Here is a 25,261-nt window from a genome sequence, read left to right as displayed (position 1 = left end):
TCATCGCCCCCGCGCCGGGCAGTCGATCCGGGTTTTGGGCGAAATGCGTCGGTCGAAGCCGGCTGGCAGAGGCCAATCGTGCCGTCTGCTCCCATCCCGTCGGATCGTCCGTGCGGGCGACCAAGCCACGGCGGGGCATGTCACGGGTCGGCGCCTCGGCGCCAACAGAGCGCGGCACAAGGGGTGTGGCTCTAACGTCTTGTAAAAAAACGCTTTCCGACGCAGCGCCCGGTTCGGTTCGGCTCAGAGCACCCTAATCGTCAGCCTCGTCCGGATTGTCGTTGGCCGCACGATCGTCATCGGGCCGCGCCGCGATCGCGAAGCCGATTTCCATCAGAAGCAGGCGGGACAGGAGCTGCATTGCAGGCGTGCCATGAGAGCACATCAGCTGGTGCGTGCGGATGGCGGCTCTCACCATGCGGTCAAAACCGGCATCGTCTGGCATTGCGATGCCATACCCCGATCGATCGCCAAACTACAACCTCAGCTTTATGCGCCGCTTCAATAATCCCGCAGAAACAGAGGGGCGGACCGGTATCCACGGACGCGAAACCACGCGGCGCGAGCGGCGCCCCGGGCCGCACCGGGATCCGCCGCGGAGCGCTACGGCGTTGGCGCCATCTGGGCGGCCGCGAAGGTCGGGATGGAGACGGAGGCCACCGTGTCGGGCTTGGTGTCAGGCTTGGCCGTACGGGTGTTGCGCTTCTCGTAGAAGGCGTTGCCGCCGGCGACGGCCACGTAATGCATGTTGCCGTAGGGGTAGTGCCGCCCGGCGGTGTGGAAATACATCGCCTTGCCGACCTGCGGGTGGCGCTCGCCCGCCAGGACGGCGTCGGCGGCGTCGGCGACCTTCTGCAGGTCCTTCTCCTGCATCGGCTTGGTCAGGACCCCCGCGGCGAACTGTCCGGGCTGGCCGACCACCGCGCAGATGCCGCCGGGGAAGATCGCGTTCTCCAGCCGGTTCATCACGACGGTGCCGACCGCGATCAGCCCGCCCGCGTCGCTCCGGTTCGATTCGAAGTACATGGCGCGGCCCAGGCAGTCCCGTTCGGCATCGCTGACCGCCAGCGGCACTGCGTGGCCGGAAATCGAGCCCGTCGTGAGCACCGGGGCGGACGTGTTGCACGCGCCCAGGCCGCAGGCTGCGGCCGCCACCATCAGGACAAAACCGATTCTCGTCCGCTCGCTACCCTGCATGCAGGTGTGCTCCGTGCTGTTTCAGCCGCTTCATGCCGTCCGGCGATTGCCGGCGCCCCGCCGCGACAGGGCGTCCCGCAAGCGTGACCGTACCTTCGCGGCGAGGATGTGGCAGGCGGGCCCGGCGCAATGCGCCCGGTGGGACCGTCGCCGGAAGACCACAGGGGCGGACAACCGGCCCGGGCGAGGCTACTCGTTCGACGCGCTCAACCTGACGAACAGCAAGTCCGACCAGATCACCTCCGTGTAGGTCTCGCGCCTGCCCGGCGAGCCGGCCGAGGGGCTGATCGACCGCGTGTTCCACCCGGTGGAGCCCACGGCGGTGCGGCTCACCATCGCCGGGCGGTTCTGAACCGCGGCGCCGGCGGTGCAGGATGGTCGGGCGGAGACGAGCGACCTGCGCGCCGGCCGGGTAACCGGCCCAAGCCATCGGGCCGCATCAATCGACTTTGTACAGGGCAACTTGCCCGATCCCGTCGAGGCCGATCTTCCGGGCGCTCGCACGGGACAGGTCGATGGCGTAATTGCGCTTCATCTTGGTGCGCTCGTTGGTACGATCGGTGATCTTCACGGTGACCGATCGGCCATTGGCCTTGTTGACGACCTTGAGCAACGTGCCGAAGGGCAACGTATGATGCGCGGCCGTCAGCCTGTCGGGATTGTAGATCTCCCCGCTCGCCGTCTTACCTGTGTGCTGATACCAACTCGCCCGGCCGCTCCCAATCAACTTGGCTTTGCCGGCATCGGCATGCTGTTCGTCGGCCGATCCGGGCTGACGCGAACGGTCGTGCCTGCCGCTGTTGATCTCGACCCGTCAGATGACGCGTCCTGTCCGCCTTGAACGGCCGGCAGATCCGTCCGCGCTGAGGCAGTATCGGTGGCTGGGTCGGTATTGCCGATCCTGTCCGCCCGCTCTTGCCTGTCCGCCCGGTCTTGGCCGAGCACGGGATCCGGTGGCGGCACGGACGGCCTTCCGGACGGATCAAACGACGCGGCGTTGACGTGACCGGCCATGTCGGGCGTCGGTGCAAGCGGCGGTAGCTTCGTCGTGAACTGACGATACGTGAAGACGGGCGCTGGGCGCTTCACACCGGCCGATCGGTCGACGGCGTCCTGGCTCCGAGCCTCTGCCGCCTGAGCCATGCCGCTCCCAAGGTTGGGTACGAGGGCTGCGGAGACGGCAAGCAGCATATGCGCCAGCCGATAGCGTTTTTGGCCAGCCGACCCAATCATGGCCTTCACCGAAGATTAACCATACCTGCGGTGGACATAAAGCGTTACGGGCAACTCAGTTCCCGATGACTGATAAAGGCGCAGAGTCTTATACTTCCGAGCTTCCAGATCTGCATCTACAGCCAAGCCTGGCCGCTGTTTGCATGGGGATGCAGGTCAACCCGCCGAATCGCGCCTCGCTCGATGGCGCGGCGAGCCGCAGCCACGGCCATGAAACGCCCCGGTGGCCACGCGCGGTCCAGGCGTCCGGGACGGGGACCTTTGAGGTCGGAATCCGGCGATTGGTCTCAGTGCTGGCCCTGGCCGGCCGCCAGGATGGTCACGCCGACGGTGATCACCGCGATACCCACCAGCATCGTCGGGCTCACCGATTCGCCGTAGAGCCACGCGCCGCCGATCGCGGCGCCGATCATGCCGATTCCGGACCAGATCGCGTACACGACCCCGATCGGCAGCATGTCCATGCTGGTCGACATCAGCCACAGGGCGGTCCCGTAGCCCAGGGCCACGATCAGCGTCGGGATCGGCCGGGTCAGGCCGTCGGCGGCCTTCAACGCCAGGGTGGCGGTGACCTCCGCGCCGATGGCGAGTCCGAGGAGCAGGAACGGATTCATGACGGGGTGAGCTTCCTGCGCACGGGGCTTCGTGAATTCGAGGCGGGACCGGTGTACAGATCTGCCGCGAATCGGACAGCCTCAGCAACCGAAGGATCGGGCGGCCGCGGCAAGTCTGTTTCGTTTCTCCGGCAGGACTTCGCGGGTCGACACCGGATACCTATCCCTGGAAGCCATGACCCTGTCCAAGCCGGCGCCGTGGGCGCGAACCTTCGTGAATCGCGCTCCCATCCCCGGCGTGGCGCTTTCGTTAAGCCCTCCTGCCCATGGTGGCCCCGCCCCTTGCGACCCCGGCCCCGCCAGCGTGGCGATCCAGAGCGAATCAGAGCCGACATGACCGCGTCCCCCGCGCTCCCGGACAGTCCGGCCCGACGGCGCAGGGGCAGCCCCGCGGGTCGCCGCTGGGCCACGATCGCGGCGGCGGGCACAGCCGCACTCGCGGGTTGCGCCTGGGCCGCCTGCGCGCTGCTGAATGTTCCGAACCCCGTCACCCTCGCGGCACTCGCCGTGATCGAGCCGTCCTCGGTGGGACCATGGTTCCCGAGCCGGGTCGCGAAGGCCCCCGATCAGGCCCGGGACCTGCCGTCCCGGCCGCGCCCGATCCTCGATCGCGTCCCCTGGAAGGGGCGGACCGTACCGCTCGGGGACGTGCTGGCCGCGACCCACACCAACGCGTTCCTCGTGGTGCAGGACGGGGCGCTGATCCACGAGTGGCAGCGGGCCGGCACCGGGCCGGCGACGCTGTTCCCGTCCTGGTCGGTGGCGAAATCCATCGTCTCGCTCCTGGTCGGCACCGCGGTGGCCAAGGGCCGGCTCTCGGAGACGGATCGCGTCTCCGCCCTGCTGCCGGAGCTGAAGAACGGCGCGGTCTTCGGCCAGATCACCGTGCGCAACCTCCTCGACATGGCGAGCGGGATCGCCGTGCCGGAGAACTACGATCCCGCGCGCCCCCTGACCGGCACCGCCGGGATGTACCTGACGCAGGACATCGCGGGCTTCGTGCGCGACCATGCGCACCTCGCGTTCAAGCCCGGCAGCGAGGGCCGCTACCGCAGCATCGACACCGAACTCCTCGGCCTGATCCTCGCCCGGACGGAGGGCCGGCCGCTGGCCGACATCCTGTCGGAGCGAATCTGGAAGCCGATGGGCGCCCAGGCCGACGCCACGTGGAACCTCGACCGGCCCGGGGGAATCGAGAAGGCGTTCTGCTGCATCAACGCCACCGCCCGCGACTTCGCCCGCCTCGGGCTGCTCGTGGCCGACCAGGGCCGGGCCGGGGAGAACCGCATCATCCCGGCGCGCTGGATCGAGCGGATCATGACGCCGGCCAAGCGTGCGGTCGACGGCTGGCCCTACTCGGCCCAGTGGTGGCACGCGCCGGGGGGCGACGACGACGACATCTCGGCGATCGGCGTCTACGGGCAGTACGTCTACGTCAACCGCCGGGCCGGCACGGTGATCGTGAAGCTCAGCGATCACGGGGCCGAGCAGGACGAACTCGACACGCTTGCGGTGATGCAGGCGATCGCGGCCGACCTCGCCGGAGCGTCATCGCGCTGAGCGGATACGCCCGATCCGGACGCGGGCGGGGCCGCGCTCAGGCCTCGGTCGGCCCGGCATCCGGCAGGGTGGGGCGCCCGGTGATCTGGTGCAGCCGGGCCAGGGACCGCGCCCGCCAGTTGCGGAGGAGCCGCCAGCCGACGCGCCGCCACGCGATGGACGGCACCGGCGAGGCCGGATCGATCAGCGCGCTGAGCGCCCGCGCGTAGTCGAGCACGAGGCCCGGAGTCCAGGTCATCGACCGTGCGCCGGTGCGCAGCAGGGCGGCCGCCCAGAATTCCGGGGTGGTCAGCGCCGTGGCGAGCTGCCGCCAGGGATGGCCGCCGCGGCTGAACGCCCCCTCGATCGCGACGTCGAGCGCCCGGGCCGCCGTGGTCGAGCAGTTGCGGCTGATGAAATTGTAGGTGGTGTCCTGGCGGTACGCCGCCCAGAACGCCCGGAGCCGCACGGCATCGATGCCGTTCAGGGTGACGGCGACGGTGGGCGGGCACCAATCGGCCACCTCCGCGTCATGGGAGGGCAGGAAGCGCCCCGGCACGTCGTTCTCGGGCCCGGCGCGCAGGCTCGAGCGCAGATTGGCGGGCGAACGGTCGATCTCCACGGCGGGATAGTGGCTGATATAGAGGTCGTCCCCCTGGCCCAAAGCCCCCTGGCCCAAAGCCCTCTGGCCCAAGGCCGCGTGGCCCGTGGAGAACCGGCCGGCCTGATCGACCGAGGCGACGTAGCGCCGGATCAGCCGCTGGCTGGCCGGGGTGGTCGCCTGCCCGGTCGGGGTCCAGACATAGACCGTCAGGCTGCCGGGCTCGGCCGCATCCGGCTCCGGCGCGGCGCGGCGCAGGTGCCGCGCCCGGAGGCCGATCAGCGTCAGGTTGGTGCCGCTCAGGATCAGGAACATCCCGATGCAGTAGCCGACCGTGCCGGCATACCACGTCGGCCACGGCTGGAGGTGAAACACGCCGAACGCGACGCTGAGCGCGCCCAAGGCCACCGAGGCCCGCCAGCCGGCGAATTTCAGGAGGCTCGCAATCGTGATCCGGACCAGGCCGTCGACCGTGAAGGCGATGCCGAAGATCATGGCGAGCAGGAAGTTGCTGTGCCGCGTGGCCATCAGGATCAGGACGGCCATGATGGTCAGGAGTACGAACTGGAACAGGCGCATCCGGCGCGCGGTGCCGGTGACGAGCGCGCTGACCGCCAGCGAGATCAGGCCGTCGATCAGGAGGATCACGCCGAACCACCGGTCCGGGACGTGGATCGCCCCGTCGAGGGAATCGACCACCACGACGATGCCGGCGAGCGCCCACAGGAGGCCGACCGACAGGAGGAAGCGCCAGTGCCGGCCCACCGCCGCGCGTCCCACGAGCAGCAGCCAGAGCGGCGCCATCCGGCCGCCCACCGGATCCGCAATCCCGGACACGGTCGGCACCGCGGGGGAGCGCGGAAGGGACGTCGAACGCGGTCCGGACATGAACGGTCGGCCTCAAGGATGCGCAGAGAAGGATCTCTCGCACAGACGCGGCCGGACCGAAATGGCGGGACGCGAGACAGTCGATAATCGGAAGTTTTGCGCGGTTCTTCGGACGCAACTTCCACAATGGGGCTGAGGGATGTCTTAACGAAACCCGGACCGGGGGCAGCGCGCCCGATTCGCAACGGGATAGTCTTTACGACATCTGAAGAAGTGCAGCGCCGGATCCGACCCGGACGGACATCATCGCACGCCTGCCGGTAAACACCCCCTCGTTCCCCTCCCGATCTGTCGGCGATGCCCCTAAGCCGGGCCGGGCGCCTGTCCGAGGGCGAACGGCGTCCCGCGAATAGTTTCGAGCAGCCCTAGACCTCCAGACTATTGATCTCGGTCCCGACGCCCGCGCGATGCCCCCACCGGCCCGACACGTCGCGCCGCCGCCCATCTCGTGACTGATTCGTGCGTTCACGGTCGGTCGTTGGATCGCCGTTTGAAGTCATCGTCGGCCCGATGCCATTCAATCGTGGGACGTGCACAATATTTGTTGCAGAAATTCTGCGTACAACCTCATGTTAACGCAGACGATCAGAAACTGTTCAAAGAACATCTCTAGAGAAATGGTAGACATTTAGTCCCGATTTTGTATCATTAGGTGCCAATGTTGGCATATCAGAAGCAGTCCGGCAGGGATCGGGCGGGGGAATTCCGATCCGATCATCGGTTTTCGGCTTCTCTGCGGATTGTTTTGCTTCGTCGCGTACCTGGGGGACCTTCATGAACACGATTAACCTGTATGAAAAGTCTTCAGATCTCAATACCGATCTGATCAAGTGCACGGCTTCTCTGGTCGCGGCCTACGTCTCGCGGAACGCTGTGGGCGCGGGGGAACTGCCGGCTCTGATCGATCAGGTTCACACGGCCATCACGGTTCTGCAGACCGGCACGTCGGGCTCCGCCTGGACCGGACCGAGCGCGACTCAGATCGAAGCGTCGATCCAGCATGACGGCCTGATCAGCTTCATCGACGGCCGGCCCTACAAGACGCTGAAGCGTCACCTCACCGCCCATGGCCTGACGCCCGAGCGGTACCGGGCCAAGTACGGCCTGCCGGCCGATTACCCGATGGTCGCCCCGGGCTACGCCGCCAAGCGGTCCGAAATCGCCAAGGCGATCCAGCTCGGCCACAAGGCGGCCTGAGGCCAGCCCCACCCCGCGGTCGCTTCGTCACCGGCACCGACACGAGCCGGCCGCCGGAGCGTCGCGCTGGGGCGACGCGCGACCGGGATCCGATGCCCCGGGGGATCCGGACCCCGCCTTGTCGAGGGGGCTCGGCAAGGCGGCCGGGCGGGGTCACGCCAGGGCGGCCGCTCCAACACGTGGCGCGCGATGCCGGAGCCACAGGACAGGGCCGCACGATCAGCGACAGGCCCGATGGAGATCGTCGGGTGCGGACCGGGATCGGTCGGGGCCGCCCGCCTCGGAGCGAACCTCGCCGGGGCCGAGGTCCCCGGCGGCGGTCATGTCAGGCCTTGGCGACCGCCAGGGTGCCATCATCCATGATGAGGAAACGCACGCCGGCGCGGCGCAGGGCCTCGACTGCTTGGAGACGCGAGCGGCTGCCGCGGTGCTCGCTGTCCTCTTCCAGGCGCCGGACCGTGGAATGCGACAGGCTGCTCGCCTGGGCCAGATCCATCATCGACCAGTCCAGCATGGCCCGCGCGGCGCGCAGGTGGCGGCCGGCCACGGACTGCTCGAAGCCCGCCCGCAGGGGCGCCGGCATGAGAACGCCGACGCCGAGCGGATACTTGAGACCGCATCGCCCAAGATACGTCCCGTCGGGATCCCAGATCGGCATCGTGAAGATCCGGAAGTGCACGAGATCCCCGTTGGCAAGGCGCTCGTGGGCGGTCGCCTGATAGAGCGTGCGCTGCTCGATATGCTCCTCGGCCATCGCCCGGAAGGCCCCGCGCTCCTCGGGCACGATCATGAGGAAGGGATCGCTGCAGATCTCCTCGAACGGCAGACCGTGGACCTGCGCCATCTCGAACGGCATTTCGCGGACGCGGTCGACGCCCACCCAGAAGCTCGCGATGTGCTGGGTCTGGTAGAGCGCGGCCCGTCGCCGCCGCTCGTCATGCCGCGCATGGGCCCGCTGCTCGCGGTCGCTCACGTCGAGCGCCGTGCCGCTGACCGCCACCGGCCGCCCCTCGGCCGAGAAGCGCGCCTCCATGGTCAGCGACAGGGTGCGCTGCGTGCCGTTCGGGCGGATGACCCGAATGATCGCTTCCCCCGGCACGTGGCCCTGCCGGACATCGGCGAGGGACGGCAACCGGTGCCGGTCCTCCGGATGGGCCAGGGAGAGCAGCAGCTCGTAGCTCGCCTTCGTGGCATTGGGCACGAGACCGAGCAGACGGTAGAAACCCGGCGACCAGATCTGCTCACCACCCGTGAAAACCCAGCTCCAGGCGCCGCTGACGCCTCGACTTTCCGTAATGGCCAGAAATTCCCCGGCTGAGAATGTCAAGGCGCTTAAAGCAGAATGAAACATACCGGCGTGCCTGGATCGTTCGAGCGCCCGCCACAACAGGCGTATGTCGACTCACTGACGAAACGATTGCGCGACAAGACCTGATGCTCGTCGGAGATCAGAAGGAGATCCGCGAAAAGCATTTCATAGCCCCTCTTGGCTCGCAACAACGAACATGCCGGCGGGCAGAACCGACAGGCTCCCCGAACACGAAGACACCCCCCGCCTGCCCATTCCCCGCCGAGGGCGGATGCCGAAACCGACGCCGGTTGAGGCGCGCGTCGACCCGGGACCGAGCCGCAGGGCGAGGACGCTTCATAACTCATACTAATGCGGCTGTCGCATCTCCGATCCGTTTATGCAAAATATATTCAATATTCTTTGACGCGGCTCGACATGGCAGCAATGCGTTGGATTTCGATATTACTTTTCTTCTAAGCCACATGCTTCATTTTGCATCGAATGTGATAGCATTTTTCGTGATCAATTTTCTGAGATTGATACAAATTATCCCAGCGAGCATGATCCGAGCTTCTCGCCAAGGAGTGGCCGGCGGTTGACAAGCGGCCCCGGGTTGTGGGTGAGCGAATGGAGCATCAGGGAGGAGCCGTATGAGCGTCGCCTGCATCGGCGAATGCATGGTCGAATTGTCGGAGCAGCCGGACGGGAGCCTCGCCCGCGGTTTCGGCGGCGACACATTGAACACCGCGCTCTACCTCGCGCGCCTCGGCGTCGCGGTCGACTACGTGACGGCGCTGGGCGACGACGTCTGGAGCGACGAGATGGCGGCGGCCTGGGGCCGCGAGGGGATCGGCCTCGGCGAGGTCCGGCGTCTGCCCGGCCGGATGCCGGGCCTCTACATCATCCGCACCGACCCGGCCGGCGAGCGCAGCTTCCACTACTGGCGCGATCAGGCGGCGGCTCGGGACCTGTTCACCGAGCCGGGCGCAGCCGCGACCCGGGCGGCGCTCGAAGCCTACGACCTTGTCTACCTCTCCGGCATCAGCCTCTCGCTCTACGGCGAGACCGGCCGCGCGGCCCTGTTCGAGACCCTGGCGGCCCTGCGCGCCCGGGGCGGGCGCGTCGCCTTCGATACCAATTACCGGCCCCGCGGCTGGCCCGTCTGGGAAGTCGCCCAGGCCGCGTTCCGGGAGGCCCTGGCGCAGGCCGACCTGATCTTCGCCTCCGTGGAGGATCTGGACTGGCTGTTCGGCGCGGAGGGCGAGGATGCGGTGCTGCGCCACCGCGGCCAGGCCGAGATCGTGCTCAAGACCTCGATCGGCTCCACGCCCATCGTCCGGGTGCTGCACGGGACGTCCGACTCGGTGGTGCCAGCCGGTCCGGTCGCCCGGGTGGTCGACACGACGGCTGCGGGCGACAGCTTCGCGGCGGGCTATCTCGCCGCCCGCCTCGCCGGGCTGGACCCGGAGGCGGCCGCGGCCGGGGCTCATCGCCTCGCCGGCACCGTGATCGGGCATCGCGGCGCCGTGATTCCCCGGGACGCGATGCCCGATCTCGATCTCCCCGGATCGCGCGCCTGACCGCAGCGGAGGACGGCCCGTGCGTGAAACGGGCCGCCCTTGAGACCGGCAAGCGCAGCCGCTACCTGTGCCAGTGGGGGACGACCCCCGCAGCAGGATCGCCGCGCCTCGTGCGGCCGAGAGGGCAGCCGTGGCGCCGAGTCCATCGCCGATCCAGGTTCCCGAGCCCGACGCCGCCGCGCCCGGTGGAATCCCCAAGACCCGGGTCAGCGCCCGGGGTCGGTTGCGCACCTACTTCCTTACCGGCATCATCGTGGCCGGGCCCCTGGCGATCACCACCTACATCACGTGGTGGTTCATCGCGCTGATCGATTCCTTCGTGAAGCCGCTGGTGCCAGCGAGCTACCTGCCGGACCATTACCTGCCGTTCTCGATTCCCGGGCTCGGGCTGGTCATCGCGTTCCTGGCGGTGACGCTGCTCGGCTTCCTCACCGCCAACCTCGTGGGCCGCTCGGTGATCGAGTTCGGCGAGGTGCTGCTGGCTCGGACCCCGGTGATCTCCGGCCTGTACAAGGGCCTGCGGCAGATCTTCGAGACCCTGTTCTCGGCCAACGGCACCTCGTTCCGCACGGTCGGGCTGGTGGAGTTCCCCGTGAAGGGCACGTGGTCGGTGGTGTTCCTGTCGGCCCCGGCCGCCCCCGAGGTCGAGGGCGCGCTCCGGGCCAAGGGCGCCGCTGCGGACGAGATGGTCGGGGTGTTCCTGCCCTGCGCGCCCAACCCGACGACGGGGTTCTTCTTCTACCTGCCGCGGGCCGAGGTGGTGGAGCTTCATATCAGTGTCGATGACGCCGCCAAGCTGGTGATGTCTGCCGGGGTGATCCAGCCGGAGGATCCGCAGGGCCGGCTCAACGCCATGGCGGCGTCCCTGCGGGCCGCGCACCACCCGGGCGCGGCCACGCAGCGGGAACCGCAGGACGCCTGACGGCGACCCCGGGTTTCCAGAGGGCTCAGCCCTTTGGCGGGTGCTCAGGGCGGAGCCCTGAGAACGTTACCAGGGCTCCGCCCTGGACCCGCGAAAGGTCTTGACCTTTCGAAACCATGACGTCTGCCCCCGGAAGGCTGGGCGACGATCAGCCGGTTGCCACCAGCCAGATGCCGAGCAGCGCCAGCACGAGCCCGCCCTGGAGCCAACAGGCCGTGCGGTAGAGGACCAGCGCCCGGGCGATGTCGTCGGCCGCGGCCGCGGCCCGGCCGTCGCCCATATGGGCGTCGGGCACAAGGGTGCCGTCATAGACGCGGGGCCCCGCGAGCTTCAGGCCGAGCGCCCCGGCCATCGCGGATTCCGGCCAGCCGGCATTGGGCGAGCGGTGCAGGCGGGCATCGCGGGCCATCGCCCGGACGGCACCGCGCGCATCGGCGCCGCGCAGGAGCGCCGCCCCCGCGATCAGCAGGCCGGCGAGGCGGGAGGCCGGCAGGTTCACGCCGTCGTCGAGCCGGGCCGCCGCCCAGCCGAAGGCCTCGTAGCGGGGTGTGCGGTGGCCGATCATGCTGTCGGCGGTGTTGATCGCCTTGTAGAGCGCGCCGCCCGGCAGGCCGAGGGCGCCGATCCAGAAGGCCGGCGCCACGATCCCGTCGGAAAAGTTCTCCGCCAGGCTCTCGATCGCGGCGCGGCAGACCGCCGGTTCGTCGAGGCGCTCGGGATCGCGGCCCACGATCCTCGCCACGGCCCGCCGCCCGGCCTCCAGGCCGCCACCGCGCAGGGCCGTCTCCACCGCGGCGACATGGTCGTGCAGGCTGCGCTGGGCCGGCAGGCTCGCGCAGGCGAGGCCGAGCAGGACCAAGGTGGGGAGGGGACCGGCGAGGCCCGCAAGCGCCGTCAGGGCCAGCGCCGACAGCCCCACCGCGGCGAGCAGCAGCGCCAGAGCGAGGCAGCCCGCGATCCGGCGGCGCCGCGCGGAGCCGCGATTGAGGTTCCGCTCCAGGGCGGGGATCAGCCGGCCGATCCAGGTGACAGGGTGGCCGACCGCCCTGTAGAGCGCGTCCGGATAGCCGGCCGCCGCCTCGATCCCGAGGGCGAGGGCCAGCACGGCGAGCGTTTCAGGCGGATGGACCATTCGGGGTGGAATTTTTCCGCGCGGGAGCCCGCCGCGATCGCCCATGGCGGCGATCTCGGCGGGCTCCGACAAGCCTTTCCCGACGCGCCGAAACCCTGGCTCGACCTCTCGACGGGGATCAACCCGGTCCCGTACCCCGTGCCGCCGATGGAGGCCAGCGCCTGGACGCGGCTGCCCGAGGCCGCCGAGGTCCAGGCCCTGCGGACGGCTGCCGCTTCGGCCTACGGCGCGCCGGATGCGGCCCATATCGTGCCCGCCCCCGGCACCCAGATCCTGATCGAGACGCTGCCCCGGCTCCTGGCGCCGACCCGGGTGGCGGTCCTGGGTCCGACCTATGCGGAGCACGCCGCCGCCTGGGTCCGGGCTGGGCACGCGGTGGCGGAGGTCCAGGATATCGACGCGCTCGGCGATGCCCGGGTGGCGGTGATCGTCGATCCCAACAACCCGGACGGGCGGACTTCTCCGCTGGCCGAGCGCCGGGCGCTCGCCGAATCCTTCGGCGCCCGCGGTGGCCTGCTGGTCGCCGACGAGGCCTTCGCGGATCTCGAGCCGGTGGAGAGCCTGTGCCCGCATGTCGGGCCGGGCCTCGTGGTGCTGCGCTCCTTCGGCAAGACCTACGGGCTCGCGGGCCTGCGCCTCGGCTTCGCGGTCGCTGAGCCCGGGATTGCGGCCCGGATCGCAGGGGCGCTCGGGCCCTGGGCGGTGTCCGGCCCGGCCCTGGCGATCGGGACCGCAGCCCTGTCGGATGCGGACTGGCGCGCGGAGGCCGCCCGGGCACGGGCGGCGGATGCGGCCCGGCTTGACCGGATGATCGCCCGGGGCGGGGGGCAGGTCGTCGGCGGCACATGCCTGTTCCGGACCGCGGATTTTCCGGAGGGGCCTGACCTTTACCGGCGATTGGCGGCGGCGGGCATTGCCGTGCGCCGCTTCGCCGAGCGGCCGGAGCGCCTGCGCTTCGGGTTGCCGGGCGACAAGACGAGCTGGTGCCGGCTGTCGCGGGTTCTGAAGTAGATGCGGGCGGTTCGGCATTCGACGATCATGGATCCACAAGGTCCGGGACCTTGTGTGGGTGCAGGGCAACGCCCTGCTGGGTTCGGGCGACCCCGACATCGGGGCTCTGCCCCGAACCCCCCGCCAAAGGGCTGAGCCCTTTGGGAACCCCTGTCTTTTACGGACCGCGCCCGTGCGGATCGCGCGCGGCCACGATTACGGCCAGCGCCGAGAACACCAGCCCCACCGCGCAGACACCTGGCCAGCCGACCAGCAAAAAGGCCTGCGAGCCGGCATAGGCGCCGAGCGCCCCGAACACGAACAGCGTCGTGAACAGCACGGTGTTGATCCGCCCCCGCGCGCCCGGGACCAGGGCATAGGCCCGGGTCTGGTTGGCGATCAGCGCGCCGTTCATGCCGATATCGATCAGCAGAACCCCGAGCGCCACGGCGATCAGCGACCACGCGCCCCCGACCCAGAGCACCACGAAGGACAGGGCGACCATCAGGCTGCCCCCGAGCACCACGGGCTTGGCGCCCTTGCGATCGGTGAACCGGCCCGAGAGCGGCGCCACGAAGGCCCCGCAGACGCCGATCACCCCGAACAGCCCGGCGCCCGCCGCCGTCAACCCGAAGGGCGGCCCCTCGACCAGGAGCGCCAGCGTCGCCCAGAAGGCGTTGAAGGCGGCAAACAGCAGCGCCTGCGACAGGCTCGCGGTGCGCAGCACCGGTTGGCTCCGGGCGAGGTGCAGGATCGACAGCATCAGGGCGCGGCAGCGCAGCGGGTGCGTCTGCACGGTCTGAGGCAGGGTCGCCCGGGCGATGCCCGCCATGGCGAGCGCCAGCAGGGACGCGATGAGGAAGACCGGCCGCCAGCCGAGATTCGCACCGAGGAACCCGCTCGCCGTCCGCGCGAGCAGAATGCCGGTCAACAGCCCGGTCATCACCTGCCCGACCACCCGTCCGCGGCTGGCATCCGGCGCGAGCTCGGCCGCGAACGGCACCGCCTGCTGGGCCGCGCTGGCCAGCACGCCGACGACGAGATGGGCGAGCGCGAGGCTGGCGAGGTTCGGGGCGAGGCCGACCGCCAGCAGCGCCACGGCGAGGGCGAGGCATTGCCCCACGATCAGGGCGCGCCGCGGCAGCGCGTCGCCGAGCGGCACGAGCCCGACGATGCCGAGCCCGTAGCCGACCAACGCGGTGGTCGGCACCCAGAGGGCGGCACGGTCGCCGAACTCGGCGACGATCAGGCCGAGCAGCGGCTGGTTGTAGTAGATGTTGGCCACGGCGCCGCCGGCGATCAGCGTCAGGCCGAACCGGGCCTTCGCGTCGAGGGACGTGGTCACGGCTGGGTCGAGCGCAGGCTGGTTTGCCGCCGCGGATGGGCCATGGTCGGGTCCGTATCGTCGAGGGGGAGGGAGCGAGAAGTGCGGGTCGCGAGGCTCTACGGGCAGAGCTTGCCGGCCGGCAAGCTGCGGCGATGCATCCCTGCCGGGGGAGGGCGCGCCTCTTCACGGGTGAAGCCGCCGCACCATATGAAATCGACACGGCGTGCGCTGCCGGCCTGCGGGCGGGTGTCGCGCAGCACGGAATCCGGGCGCCGAGTCCAAGAGGCTGTAGATCCGGGTTACGACCGAGAGGGCGGTTTCGTTCCGTGCGGACGCATCCGGAGCCGCCGGAACAGGGAGTACGGAATGCCGAACTACCGCATCGACTTCGCCAAGGAGATCCTCGGGGTGCCGTTCACGATCGGCTCCGTCGAGATCACGCGGGCCCGCGATCCCGAGCGCGCCCGTCGCGCGGCCGAGCTTCGCTTCGCCCGCCAGCACGGCGTCGGCGACTGGCGGGAGCGGGCCGACCTCGCCACCGTGGCCGAGCGCGCCTGAGCTCAAAGGCCCCGGGCCGTCACACGACCTTCGCACAGCATTTGCAAGGTCGCCCGTCGCACTTCGCTACTGGTCAAGCTCTGGTCGCCGCGAGCGCGGCGCCGTAAGATGCCGGACGGGATCGGGGGCTGATCCGGCCTCCCCGGCGCGCGGGTGGGCGGCGCCGGATCGGGCGGCGCACGCATCCGAGCGGCGAGCCCGCCGGGCGGGGCGCGTTTCGAGTTCGGGTCGACGGGGGTCAGTGCGAAGGTCATGGCGGCGATCTCCTTCTTCGGCGACCTCCTTCAGACCATCAGCGAGCGCGGCCGCGACCTGATCGGCATCGGCCGCGGCGATCTCGGATCCCGGGCGAATGCCGCCGACCTCGTCAAGCTGTGCGAGGATCTGATATCCCGGCGCGGCGAGGCCTCCGGGGTGGCTCTGGCCCGCCTGATCCTCGACCGCTACGCCAGCTTCGGACCGGCCGAACGCCACGCCTTCCTGCGGGCCATCGCGCTGGATTTCGACGCGGATCACGCCGCCGTCGACGAGGCGATCGCCGCCTACCGGGCTGACCCGTCGCGCGCCCGTCTCGGGACCCTGCACGATGCGGCCGAGCCGCGCAGCCAGGAGTTGATCCGCCGTCTCAACCTCGCCCGGGGCGGCACGCTCAGCCTCGTGCGGATGCGTGAGGACCTGTTCGATCTGCGCCAGACCCTGCGCGCCGGCGAGACCCTGGATCCTGCCCTGCTGGACGCGGTCGACAGCCTCGATTGCGACTTCGAGCACCTGTTCGCCTCGTGGTTCAACCGCGGCTTCCTGGTGCTGCGCCACATCGACTGGACCACGCCGGCCCATATCCTGGAAAAAATCATCCGCTACGAGGCGGTGCACGCCATCGCCGATTGGGACGACCTGCGCGCCCGGATCGAGCCGCCGGACCGGCGCTGCTTCGCGTTCTTCCACCCGGCGCTCGCCGACGAGCCGCTGATCTTCGTCGAGGTGGCGCTCACCGGAGAGATCGCCCCGGCCATCGCACCGATCCTGTCGCGGGAGCGCAAGCCGCTGCAGCCGCAGGCGGCGACCACGGCCATCTTCTACTCGATCTCGAACTGCCAGAAGGGGCTCGCGGGCGTCACCTTCGGCAACTTCCTGATCAAGCAGGTGGTCGAGGATCTGACCCGCGAGGTGCCGCCCCTCAAGACCTTCGTGACGCTCTCGCCGGTGCCGGGCTTCGCCGCGTGGCTCGCCCGGGAGCGCCGGGCCGACAGCCCGCAGGGGCTGCTTCCCGAGGATGTCGAGACCCTGCGGGCGCTGGACGATCCGGACTGGCACGCCGACAAGGCGAAGGCCGAGGCGGTGCGCAAGGCGCTGATCCCGGCCGCCGCCGCGTATTTCCTGCGCGCCAAGAACGCGCGCGGCCGGCCCCTGGACCCGGTGGCCCGGTTCCATCTCGGCAACGGCGCGCGGCTCGAGCGGATCAACTTCCTGGGCGACACCTCGAAGAAGGGCCTGTCCCAGGCTCACGGCCTGATGGTGAACTACCTCTACGACCTCACCGCCATCGAGCGGAACCACGAGACCTACGCCAATCTCGGCACGGTCGTGGCCTCTCCCGCGGTGAGCCGGGAGCTGCGCGCCAAGCTGCCGCCGCCGCGCGCCGTGGTGCTCGCCGAGGCGTGAGGAGCGGACCACGCTGCCTCGCGAGCAGAGCGATGCAGTGCTGAAATCCGTCAGGGCTTTGCCCTGATAACCCACCAGAGGGCAGGGCCCTTTGGAAACCCGGTGTCGGGGTCAAGCAGGCCGAGAAACGGAAAGGGCTCGCCGGGAGGCCCCCGAGGCGGCTATGGGTGCGGAAGACACGAAGGCCCGCAACAGCCCAAGCCGCCAGCAGCCCAAGCCGCCCGATGACCAATCACCTCTTCTCCCTGATCCGGGACGGCGTCCCCGATCCCGCCAAGACCGTGATCGAGACGCCGGAGGGCCGCCGCTACGCTTACGCGGAGTTGATCGCCCGCTCCGGCGCCTACGCGGCGGCCCTGCGGGCGGCGGGCGTTGCGCCCGGCGACCGGGTGGCCGTGCAGGTCGAGAAGAGCCCGGAGGTCATCTTTCTGTATCTCGGCGTCGTCCGGGCCGGGGCGGTGTTCCTGCCGCTCAACACCGCCTACACCCCGGCCGAGATCGGCTATTTCCTGGGCGACGCGGAACCCACCGTGTTCGTCTGCGATCCGGGCCGGCGCGACGCGCTCGCCGAGGCCGCAGCGAGCGTCCGGCAGATCTGGACGCTCGACGCCGCGGGCAGCGGCAGCGCCGCCGAGGCGGCAGACCGGCAGGACGGTGATTTCGCCGACATGCCCTGGGGGCCGGAGGATCTGGCGGCGATCCTCTACACCTCGGGCACGACCGGGCGCTCCAAGGGCGCCATGCTGACCCACGACAACCTCGCGTCGAACGCCCGGACGCTGGTCGATTATTGGCGCTTCACCGCCGACGACGTGCTGATCCACGCCCTGCCGGTGTTCCATACCCACGGCCTGTTCGTGGCAACCAACACGGTGCTGGCGAGCGGCGGCTCCATGCTGTTCCTGCCCCGGCTCGACCCGAAGCTGATCCTGAGCCTGATGCCCCGGGCCACCGTGCTGATGGGCGTGCCGACCTTCTACACGCGCCTCCTGAAGGAGCCGGGCCTGACGCCGGAGGCGGCCCGGGGCATGCGCCTGTTCGTGTCGGGCTCGGCCCCGCTCCTCGCCGAGACGCACCGGGACTGGCAGGCCCGCACCGGCCACGCCATCCTCGAGCGCTACGGCATGACCGAGACCAACATGAGCACCTCGAACCCCTATGACGGCGACCGGGTCGCCGGCACGGTCGGGTTCCCGCTGCCGGGCGTGTCCCTGCGGGTGGTCGAGCCGGAGGGCGGGCGCGTGCTCGGCCCGGATTCGGTTGGCATGATCGAGGTGAAGGGCCCGAACGTGTTCCAGGGCTACTGGCGCATGCCGGAAAAGACCGCCGCCGAATTCCGGGTCGACGGCTTCTTCATCACGGGCGACCTCGGCAAGATCGACGGGCGGGGCTATGTTCACATCGTCGGGCGCGGCAAGGACCTGATCATCTCGGGCGGCTTCAACGTCTACCCGAAGGAGGTCGAGACCGAGATTGACGCGCTACCCGGCGTAGTCGAGTCCGCGGTGATCGGCTTGGCCCACCCGGATTTCGGCGAGGCGGTCACCGCCGTGGTGGTCGGCGGCCCGGGCTGCCCGGACGAAGCCGGCGTGCAGGGCGCCCTGGAGGGCCGCCTCGCCCGGTTCAAATGCCCCAAGCGCGTCCTGTTCGTGGATGAGCTGCCCCGCAACACCATGGGCAAGGTGCAGAAGAACCTCCTCCGGGAGACGCATGCGGGGCTGTATCGGGACTGATCCAGGCTCTTAGTCGGGTTCCCGCCGCAGCCGACGAAAGAGTTCCTCCGTCGTTCTAAGCGAAGCGGCCCAAAGTAGCGCAGCGTCTTCTGACGTCGCGCAACCCCGGGCCACTTCGCTTCACACGGGATGACGGTGTCGGCAACCCGAAGGGTGAGCCGGCCTCAAATCAAAGATTATGCTCTTTCCGCTCGCCCTCGGGCGGCGTGCGGTCGTCGGGATCCACCACCTTGCGGGCGACGGCGTTGAGGTTGTCCGGGTCGAGGGCCGTCTGGACGAACTCCCGGCCGATATTGGTCACCTCACGGGCGTAGCGCAGGCCCTGGTCGCGGACCTCGTCGGCCCAGGGACCGATGTTGCGGTCCTCCTGACGGGTGCGCGGCAGCAGGGCGCCGAGCAACAGGCCGGCGGCGACGCCCACCACCCCGACGAGGAGCGGGTTGTCGTCCACGAAACGCTCGACCGCATTGCGGCCCCGGTGGAGGCCGTCGATCCCCTGGCTGGTCAGATCGTCGAGCGCCCGCAGGTTGCGACGATGAACCCCCTCGGCGCGCTCGCGGACGTCGTCATAGGCCGCGGAGGCACGATCGCGGGCCTGATCGGCCGCGCCGCCCAGGCGGTTGCTGATGTCGTCGGCAAAGCTCGAAACGGTCTGGCTGGCCTGTCCGGCGAGATCGGCCGCCCGGTCGCCTACAGCCCGGGCGCCCTCCTTCACGGCGGAGGCCGGATCGGATGCGCGCGAACCGACGCCGGATGTTCCGCCCGACGCGAGCGGCGCGGAGCCGTGCGGCAGCGGATCGTGCAGGCCGCGCGGGTCGGGCCGCAGGGTGAAATCGCCCGCCGCCGTGCCGGGCGCACCCGGATCGCCGAGGCCGGCCGGATCGGGGCGCAGGCCGGTGCCGGACCCGTGCGGCATACCCGCCTCGGCGGCGATCTGCTCGGGGGTGCGGGACGGCGTGGTGGGGGTACCGGGCTTGTCGGTCATGGCGGTGTCCTCGGATATCCGTCTCGGCTGCGCGGCCTTGATCGGGCGGCGCCGTTCCCTCCGGCCTGCCGGCCGGCCTCAAAACCATGCTCGATCGCATTGCAATCGTGCGCGGCTCTACGCTCTAGTTGTGACGCGCTCTCCGCCGAACCCACGTTCGCTTCGGCGGAAAGGCTCGCGTGCGTTCGCGTCCGGCTCACGCCGGTTGTCAGATTTCGGTCTTGTCCAAGGGATCCCGCGCCGGGCGCACGGTCGGGAGATCGGGATCGTAGCCGCGCGCCGCGCCGGTGTTCAGGGTCGGTACGCGTGTGGCTGCGACCCCGGTGCGGCGACGCCCCGCGTCCTTCGCCATGCGGCTGAACAGCAGCCCGACGCCCGCCGCGATCAGCAGCACCGGCACGGGATTGCGGCGCACCGCCTCCAGGGCCGAGTCGTAGGTGGTGTTCAGGGCCGGGACACGCCGGGCATTGCCCAGCATCTCGTCCACAAGGTTCGGCACCGAGAGCCGCCCCTGAATGCGGTCGATCGTGTCGTCGAGCCGGGCGCGGCTCTCCTCGATCTCCTTCTCGAGGTCGTTCATCGAACTCATCCGGACACGCGCTCCGACAGGGCCTGGGCATCCTGGCGGACCTGACGCGTGGTGCGCTTCGGGGCCAGGGTGGAGAGGGAAAGGACGCTGCGCGCCCACAGGGCCATCCCGAGGGCGATCACCAGCAGCACGCCGCCAACGATCAGGGCCGAGAGCCATTCCGACCCGACGATCGTGGCGAGCCATTTCACCAGGGCGCCGATCAGGATCAGCAGGGCAACCACGGCGAACACCGCCGAGCCGACCATGCAGGCGAGACCGACGACGAGCTGGCGGATGTTGCCCGCCATCTCCGCCCGGAACAGGGCGATTTCCTTGCGGGCGAGTTCATTCGTCTCCCGCAGCGCGTCTCCGATCAGGCTCTGGATGCTCGAAGCACCGGTGGCGCCGTTCTGGCGCGGATCAGTCCCCTGGGCCATGGCGTCAGGCCCGGAAGCTGTCGCGGGCGTCGCCGTCCGGCGCCTCCGGCGGCAGGCTCGACGACTTGATGAAGCGGGCCGCGATCAGGCCGGCCACGAAGGTGCCGACCGCCACCGCCACCGGTGCCCGGCGGGCGATGGACTCGGCCTCGCTGTAGAAATCGCCGAGGCTGCGGCGCTCGATCGAGGAGCCGAGCTGCTCCAGCCCGTCGGCGGCGCTGTCGAAGAAGGCGCGCACGTTCGGCTTGTCGCCGAGATCGCGGCCTGAATTGCGGATCGTCTGCGCGAGATCGTGGACCGACTGCGCCGCATCGCTCTTGCGCTGCTCGACGTAGCTCTGCGCCTGGAGACGCGCCGCGTCGATCAGACCGCGTCCGCGCTCGGCCGCCACGTCGGCCAGCCCCTCGACATCGCCCTGCAGGGCGCGCCACTGGGCGCGCTCATCCGCCCCCGCATGGGGCGGCTCATGGGGCGCTTCATGCGCCGCCCCGTGAAGCGGGCCTCCAAGGGCGTCCTGCGGTAACTCGTTGCCGGCCATCTCGAAAACACTCCTCGCGCCGCGGGGTCGGCGCCGCTTGCGGCGACTGCGGCCCCCGCGATGGCTGAGTAACCGACTCAGCTGTGACCGGTTCCGGTGCCGCGTGCAGCGAACCCCATCCGAGCCGAACAGATCCCCGGCCCGAATAGATCCCCGGCCTTCGCGACTCGGCACAGCGGTCAGTCCACGTTCAGCCAAGGTCTGTCAGAACCGCCACGCTTCGACAACGGCCTTCGCTCGCTCCGCGCCGGCTCGGAGGGGCGCCGCGCGATGCCTGGACGGAGCGGCCACCCTGTCCCGGAACGGAACGGCCTCGACTTGACCCGCGCCCGGCTTCACGCTTGGGTTGCCTCAAGACCAACAAAGGATCGCGCAGGGTTCCCGCGCGTTCTGACATATAATTGATGTCCCGATGCAGGCGTGGCGAGACCCTCGACCCGACCCGCGCCCCTGATCCGGAGCCGACCCGCGTGGCACGCCTTGTGATCGTATCGAACCGCGTCGCCGTCCCGGAGGAGGGCGGCAAGGCGGTCGCGGCAGGCGGCCTGGCGGTCGCCGTCAAGGAGGCCTTCACGGCCTATGAGGGGCTGTGGTTCGGCTGGAGCGGCACCATCACGGACGAGCCGTCCGAGGAGCCGACCCTGATCGACCGGGGCCGCGTCCAGTACGCGGTGGTCGATCTCTCGCCCCAGGACCACCTCGAATATTATGCCGGCTTCGCGAACCGGGCGCTGTGGCCGATCATGCATTACCGGCTGGGGCTCGGGGCCTTCTCGCGCTCGGATTACGCCGGCTACAGCCGCGTGAACCGCACCTTCGCCCGGGCGCTGGCCAAGCTGGTCGAGCCCGACGACATCATCTGGGTGCACGATTACCACCTGCTGCCGCTCGCCTCCGAGCTGCGCGGCCTCGGGCTCGACAACCCGATCGGCTACTTCCACCACATCCCCTGGCCCGCCGCCGATGTGTTCAACTCGCTGCCGGCCAGCGGCGAATTGCTGCGCGCCATCGTGGATTACGACCTGATCGGTCTGCAGACCGAGGCGGACGTTCAGAACCTGCAGCGCAACCTGATCGATACCCAGCGGGCGATTCCCCTGGGCGGCGGCTCGCTGATGGTCGACGGGCGGCGCACCCGGATCCGCGCCTTCCCGATCGGCATCGATGTTGCCGGCTTCAAGGAGGCGGCCGAGAAGGCCAGCGCCAACAAGGTCGTGCGCGAGACCATCGCCGGCCTGCGCACCCGCAAGCTGCTGATCGGCGTCGACCGGCTGGATTATTCCAAGGGCGTGTCCGAGCGGATGGAGGCGGTGGAGAGCTTCTTCGCCTCGAATCCCGACCAGCGCGGCAACGTCACCTACATCCAGATCACGCCGAAATCCCGCAGCGAAGTGCCGGAATACGAGCAGCTCGCCCGGGACGTGAACGAGAAGGTCGGCGAGATCAACGGCTCGCTCGGCGACCCGGCCTGGACGCCGATCCAGTACATCACCAAGGCCTATCCGCGCCCGGTGCTGGCCGGTCTCTACCGGGCGGCCCGGGTCGGCATCGTCACACCGATGCGCGACGGCATGAACCTCGTCGCCAAGGAATACGTGGTCGCTCAAGCCGAGGACGATCCGGGCGTTCTGGTCCTGTCGAAATTCGCCGGCGCCGCCCGGCAGCTGCCCGAGGCGCTGCTGATCAACCCCTACGACAAGTTCGAGGTGGCGGAGGCGATCCGCGCGGCGCTCTACATGCCGAAGGCCGAACGGGTGGCGCGCTGGAAGCCGATGGTCGAGCGCATGACCCGCGAGGATGTCGATTGGTGGGCGCGCAACTTCCTGGCGGAACTTGAGAATTTCCGCACGATCGAGCGCGAGCCGCCATCCGCGGCAGCCGCTGCTGCCGAATAACCAGCGATGTCCCGGGTTTCCAAAGGGATCATCCCTTTGGCGGGGCCTCGGGGCGGAGACCTGAGCCTTCGGGCTTCGCCCTGCACCCACAAAAGGTCGAAGACCTTTTGAAACCATGATGTTGCGCGGCAACTCTCCGATCTCACGTTCATATCTGGACCTCGCCCATGATCGCCGTCGATGACGGGGTGCCGGCGCCGCTCGGCGCGCATTTCGACGGGCGCGGGGTCAATTTTGCCCTGTTCTCCGAGCACGCCACCGCGGTCGATATCTGCCTGTTCGAGCCCGGTGAGCGGCACGAGACCCGCACGGTGCGGCTGCCCTGCCGGACCGACGACGTCTGGCACGGCTACCTGCGCGGGGTGCTGCCGGGCCAGCTCTACGGCTACCGGGTGCATGGCCCCTGGGATCCGGCGAACGGCCACCGGTTCAACCCCTCGAAGCTGGTGCTCGACCCCTATGCGCGGGAGATCCGCGGGAAGATCCGCTGGCATGACGCGCTCTACGGGCACCGGCGCGGTGGGCGCGAGGATCGGATCGACCGGCGCGACAGCGCGGTCTACATGCCGCGCTGCGTGGTCACTGCCCCCGAGGTGCCCGACCTCGCCCTCGATCCGGTGCGCCGGCCGCTCGCCGACACGGTGGTGTACGAGGCGCACGTCAAGGCGCTGACCCGCACCCATCCCGCGATCCCCGAATCCGAGCGCGGCACCTACGCGGCCTTGGCCCATCCGGCGATCATCGAGCACCTCGTGAAGCTCGGCGTGACCGCCCTGGAACTCCTGCCGATCCAGGCCTTCGCGGATGACCGCTTCCTGGTGGACAAGGGCCTCGTCAACTTCTGGGGGTATCAGCCGCTGAGCTACTTCGCCCCCGACCCGCGTTACCTGGGGGAGGGCGGCCTCGGCAGCCTCAAGGCGGCGATCCGGGAACTCAACGCCGCCGGGATCGAGACCTGGCTCGACGTGGTCTACAACCACACCGCGGAGGGCGACCACACCGGCCCGACCTTGGCGTTCCGCGGCATCGACAATGCCAGCTACTACAAGCTGGACCCCGCCAACCGGCACCGCAACTTTGACTGCACCGGCTGCGGCAACACCTTCGATGTGAGCCACCCGCGGGTGATGCAGCTGGTGCTGGATTCCCTGCGTCACTGGGTGACCGCCTACGGGATCGCGGGCTTCCGGTTCGACCTGGCTTCGAGCCTCGGGCGTTCGCCGCTCGCATTCACCCCGCAGGCTGCCTTCTTCCAGGCGGTGGCGCAGGATCCGGTGCTCGCCCGGGTCAAGATGGTGGCCGAGCCCTGGGACATCGGGGAGGGGGGCTATCAGCTCGGCAGCTACCCGCGCGGCTGGAGCGAATGGAACGACAAGTTCCGCGACGCGACCCGCGGGTTCTGGAAGGGCGATTCCGGCACGCTCGCCAAGGTCACGCAGGGGCTGACCGGCTCGCGCGAGGTGTTCGCGCCCTCCCGCCGCTCGCCGCTCGCCAGCGTCAACTTCATCGCCAGCCACGACGGCTTCACGCTGGCCGACACGGTGGCGTACGAGGCGAAGCACAACGAAGCCAACGGCGAGGACAACCGCGACGGCCACGGCCACAACGTTAGCCGGAATTACGGCGTCGAGGGTGACACCGACGATGCCGCCATCCTGGCGGTTCGCACCCGCCAGAAGCGCAACATGCTGGCCACCGTGATGCTGGCCCAGGGCGTGCCGATGCTGCTGATGGGCGACGAGCGGTCGCGCAGCCAGGGCGGCAACAACAACGCCTATGCCCAGGACAATCCGACGAGCTGGATGGACTGGAGTGTCGATCCGGACCCTGCGCTCACGGGCTTCGTCGCCAATCTGCTGGCCTTGCGACGGGCTCAACCGGCGCTGCGACGACGGCGCTTCTTCACCGGCGCGCTGATCCATCCGGATGCGCCCCTGCGCGACGTGCATTGGCTCAGCGCCGAAGGCACCGAGATGGGCGACCGCCACTGGTCCGACGACGGACTCCAGACGTTCGGGATGCAGATCGGCAATGACGGCGCACCGGGCGAGCGCCTGCTGGTGCTGTTCAACGCCGGGGAGGGGGCTCTGACCTTCCACCTCGCCCCGGTGATCGGCGGCCCATGGCGGCCCGTGTTCGACACGGGCGAGGCCGAGGGGGCACTTTCGCCGGATGCCGCGCCTTACGCGGCGGGCGCCGCGGTGCCGCTGGCCGGGCGGACGGCTCTGGTTCTCACCGCCCCGAGGGCGGAGGCCGGGTGGGTGCCGGGGCCATAGCCTGTATCACGCGAGAAAAGGATCGGTGACGGCTCCACAGCTCTCCCTCCCCCCTCTGCGGGGGAGGGAGAGCTGTGGGCCCCCGTTCCCCCATT

General features: G+C 69.6%; 23 protein-coding genes. 10 read left to right on the top strand and 13 right to left on the bottom strand.

The window, feature by feature from the left end; all coding sequences use genetic code 11:
• Positions 1 to 253: 253 nt before the first annotated feature.
• The 5 genes from OXS27_RS20750 to OXS27_RS20730 form a co-directional block, all read right to left on the bottom strand.
• On the bottom strand, positions 254 to 418 hold the full coding sequence (locus OXS27_RS20750) for a hypothetical protein (protein ID WP_267358478.1): 165 nt from the start codon (positions 416 to 418) through the stop codon (positions 254 to 256).
• A gap of 185 nt (positions 419 to 603) precedes the next feature.
• Positions 604 to 1,197 (bottom strand): cell wall hydrolase, encoded by a 594-nt coding sequence (locus tag OXS27_RS20745; protein WP_267358476.1) that lies wholly within the window; start codon positions 1,195 to 1,197, stop codon positions 604 to 606.
• A 189-nt stretch (positions 1,198 to 1,386) separates the two neighbouring features.
• Positions 1,387 to 1,533: a hypothetical protein gene (locus OXS27_RS20740; RefSeq protein WP_267358493.1), complete on the bottom strand. Its 147-nt coding sequence runs from the start codon at positions 1,531 to 1,533 to the stop codon at positions 1,387 to 1,389.
• A 103-nt stretch (positions 1,534 to 1,636) separates the two neighbouring features.
• Positions 1,637 to 1,924, bottom strand: a complete 288-nt coding sequence (locus OXS27_RS20735; RefSeq protein WP_267358475.1) for a septal ring lytic transglycosylase RlpA family protein — start codon at positions 1,922 to 1,924, stop codon at positions 1,637 to 1,639.
• 793 nt (positions 1,925 to 2,717) lie between these two features.
• Positions 2,718 to 3,044: a multidrug efflux SMR transporter gene (locus OXS27_RS20730; RefSeq protein WP_243927254.1), complete on the bottom strand. Its 327-nt coding sequence runs from the start codon at positions 3,042 to 3,044 to the stop codon at positions 2,718 to 2,720.
• Between the two features lie 333 nt (positions 3,045 to 3,377).
• On the opposite strand from OXS27_RS20730, the gene OXS27_RS20725 reads away from it, so the two are divergent.
• Positions 3,378 to 4,604: a serine hydrolase gene (locus tag OXS27_RS20725; protein ID WP_267358474.1), complete on the top strand. Its 1,227-nt coding sequence runs from the start codon at positions 3,378 to 3,380 to the stop codon at positions 4,602 to 4,604.
• Between the two features lie 37 nt (positions 4,605 to 4,641).
• On the opposite strand, the gene OXS27_RS20720 is transcribed toward OXS27_RS20725, so the two are convergent.
• Entirely contained in the window at positions 4,642 to 6,021 is a 1,380-nt protein-coding gene (locus tag OXS27_RS20720; protein WP_267358473.1) for a DUF4105 domain-containing protein, read from the bottom strand.
• 825 nt (positions 6,022 to 6,846) lie between these two features.
• On the opposite strand from OXS27_RS20720, the gene OXS27_RS20715 reads away from it, so the two are divergent.
• The gene (locus OXS27_RS20715) at positions 6,847 to 7,269 is read left to right on the top strand and encodes a MucR family transcriptional regulator (RefSeq protein WP_267358471.1); all 423 of its coding nucleotides are present in this window, start codon (positions 6,847 to 6,849) and stop codon (positions 7,267 to 7,269) included.
• Between the two features lie 325 nt (positions 7,270 to 7,594).
• On the opposite strand, the gene OXS27_RS20710 is transcribed toward OXS27_RS20715, so the two are convergent.
• Positions 7,595 to 8,596 (bottom strand): PAS domain-containing protein, encoded by a 1,002-nt coding sequence (locus OXS27_RS20710; protein ID WP_267358470.1) that lies wholly within the window; start codon positions 8,594 to 8,596, stop codon positions 7,595 to 7,597.
• A 614-nt stretch (positions 8,597 to 9,210) separates the two neighbouring features.
• Here OXS27_RS20710 and OXS27_RS20705 point away from each other — a divergent pair.
• Complete coding sequence (locus OXS27_RS20705) at positions 9,211 to 10,140, top strand: sugar kinase (RefSeq protein WP_267358468.1); 930 nt, start codon at positions 9,211 to 9,213, stop codon at positions 10,138 to 10,140.
• 130 nt (positions 10,141 to 10,270) lie between these two features.
• Entirely contained in the window at positions 10,271 to 11,062 is a 792-nt protein-coding gene (locus OXS27_RS20700) for a DUF502 domain-containing protein (protein WP_243927263.1), read from the top strand.
• A 148-nt stretch (positions 11,063 to 11,210) separates the two neighbouring features.
• Here OXS27_RS20700 and cbiB read toward each other — a convergent pair whose 3' ends face one another.
• Entirely contained in the window at positions 11,211 to 12,194 is a 984-nt protein-coding gene (gene cbiB / locus OXS27_RS20695; RefSeq protein ID WP_267358467.1) for an adenosylcobinamide-phosphate synthase CbiB, read from the bottom strand.
• On the opposite strand from cbiB, the gene cobD reads away from it, so the two are divergent.
• Positions 12,186 to 13,205, top strand: a complete 1,020-nt coding sequence (gene cobD / locus OXS27_RS20690; RefSeq protein WP_267358466.1) for a threonine-phosphate decarboxylase CobD — start codon at positions 12,186 to 12,188, stop codon at positions 13,203 to 13,205. The genes cbiB and cobD overlap by 9 nt on opposite strands.
• Positions 13,206 to 13,362: 157 nt before the next feature.
• On the opposite strand, the gene OXS27_RS20685 is transcribed toward cobD, so the two are convergent.
• Positions 13,363 to 14,529 (bottom strand): MFS transporter, encoded by a 1,167-nt coding sequence (locus OXS27_RS20685; protein ID WP_267358465.1) that lies wholly within the window; start codon positions 14,527 to 14,529, stop codon positions 13,363 to 13,365.
• Positions 14,530 to 14,877: 348 nt separating this feature from the next.
• Between OXS27_RS20685 and OXS27_RS20680 the strand changes: the two genes are divergently transcribed.
• The 3 genes from OXS27_RS20680 to OXS27_RS20670 all read left to right on the top strand — a co-directional run bounded on the left by OXS27_RS20680 (position 14,878) and on the right by OXS27_RS20670 (position 18,464).
• Positions 14,878 to 15,069 (top strand): hypothetical protein, encoded by a 192-nt coding sequence (locus OXS27_RS20680; protein WP_243927271.1) that lies wholly within the window; start codon positions 14,878 to 14,880, stop codon positions 15,067 to 15,069.
• A gap of 252 nt (positions 15,070 to 15,321) precedes the next feature.
• Positions 15,322 to 16,731 (top strand): malonyl-CoA decarboxylase, encoded by a 1,410-nt coding sequence (locus OXS27_RS20675; protein WP_267358464.1) that lies wholly within the window; start codon positions 15,322 to 15,324, stop codon positions 16,729 to 16,731.
• A gap of 224 nt (positions 16,732 to 16,955) precedes the next feature.
• Positions 16,956 to 18,464: a malonyl-CoA synthase gene (locus tag OXS27_RS20670; protein WP_267358462.1), complete on the top strand. Its 1,509-nt coding sequence runs from the start codon at positions 16,956 to 16,958 to the stop codon at positions 18,462 to 18,464.
• A 169-nt stretch (positions 18,465 to 18,633) separates the two neighbouring features.
• Here the strand turns inward: OXS27_RS20670 and OXS27_RS20665 are convergent, their stop codons facing one another.
• From OXS27_RS20665 to OXS27_RS20650, 4 genes are all read right to left on the bottom strand, one after another.
• Entirely contained in the window at positions 18,634 to 19,449 is an 816-nt protein-coding gene (locus OXS27_RS20665; RefSeq protein WP_267358461.1) for a hypothetical protein, read from the bottom strand.
• Between the two features lie 208 nt (positions 19,450 to 19,657).
• On the bottom strand, positions 19,658 to 20,029 hold the full coding sequence (locus tag OXS27_RS20660) for a DUF3618 domain-containing protein (protein WP_267358460.1): 372 nt from the start codon (positions 20,027 to 20,029) through the stop codon (positions 19,658 to 19,660).
• A 5-nt stretch (positions 20,030 to 20,034) separates the two neighbouring features.
• The gene (locus OXS27_RS20655) at positions 20,035 to 20,457 is read right to left on the bottom strand and encodes a phage holin family protein (RefSeq protein ID WP_243927280.1); all 423 of its coding nucleotides are present in this window, start codon (positions 20,455 to 20,457) and stop codon (positions 20,035 to 20,037) included.
• 4 nt (positions 20,458 to 20,461) lie between these two features.
• Positions 20,462 to 20,995 carry a hypothetical protein gene (locus tag OXS27_RS20650; protein ID WP_243927283.1) on the bottom strand — a complete coding sequence of 178 codons (534 nt, stop codon included), beginning with the start codon at positions 20,993 to 20,995 and terminating at the stop codon, positions 20,462 to 20,464.
• A 470-nt stretch (positions 20,996 to 21,465) separates the two neighbouring features.
• Here OXS27_RS20650 and OXS27_RS20645 point away from each other — a divergent pair, with 470 nt between their 5' ends.
• Together OXS27_RS20645 and glgX are read left to right on the top strand one after the other, a co-directional pair.
• A complete protein-coding gene (locus OXS27_RS20645; protein ID WP_243927285.1) occupies positions 21,466 to 22,890 on the top strand; it encodes a trehalose-6-phosphate synthase in 1,425 nt (474 codons plus the stop codon).
• A 167-nt stretch (positions 22,891 to 23,057) separates the two neighbouring features.
• Positions 23,058 to 25,166 (top strand): glycogen debranching protein GlgX, encoded by a 2,109-nt coding sequence (gene glgX / locus OXS27_RS20640; protein ID WP_267358458.1) that lies wholly within the window; start codon positions 23,058 to 23,060, stop codon positions 25,164 to 25,166.
• Positions 25,167 to 25,261: the final 95 nt, after the last annotated feature.

Source organism: Methylobacterium sp. GC_Met_3 (assembly GCF_026540775.1).
Lineage (GTDB): Bacteria > Pseudomonadota > Alphaproteobacteria > Rhizobiales > Beijerinckiaceae > Methylobacterium.
The sequence above is the reverse complement of the archived record's forward strand: the minus strand, read 5'-3'. Positions and strand labels throughout refer to the sequence as shown.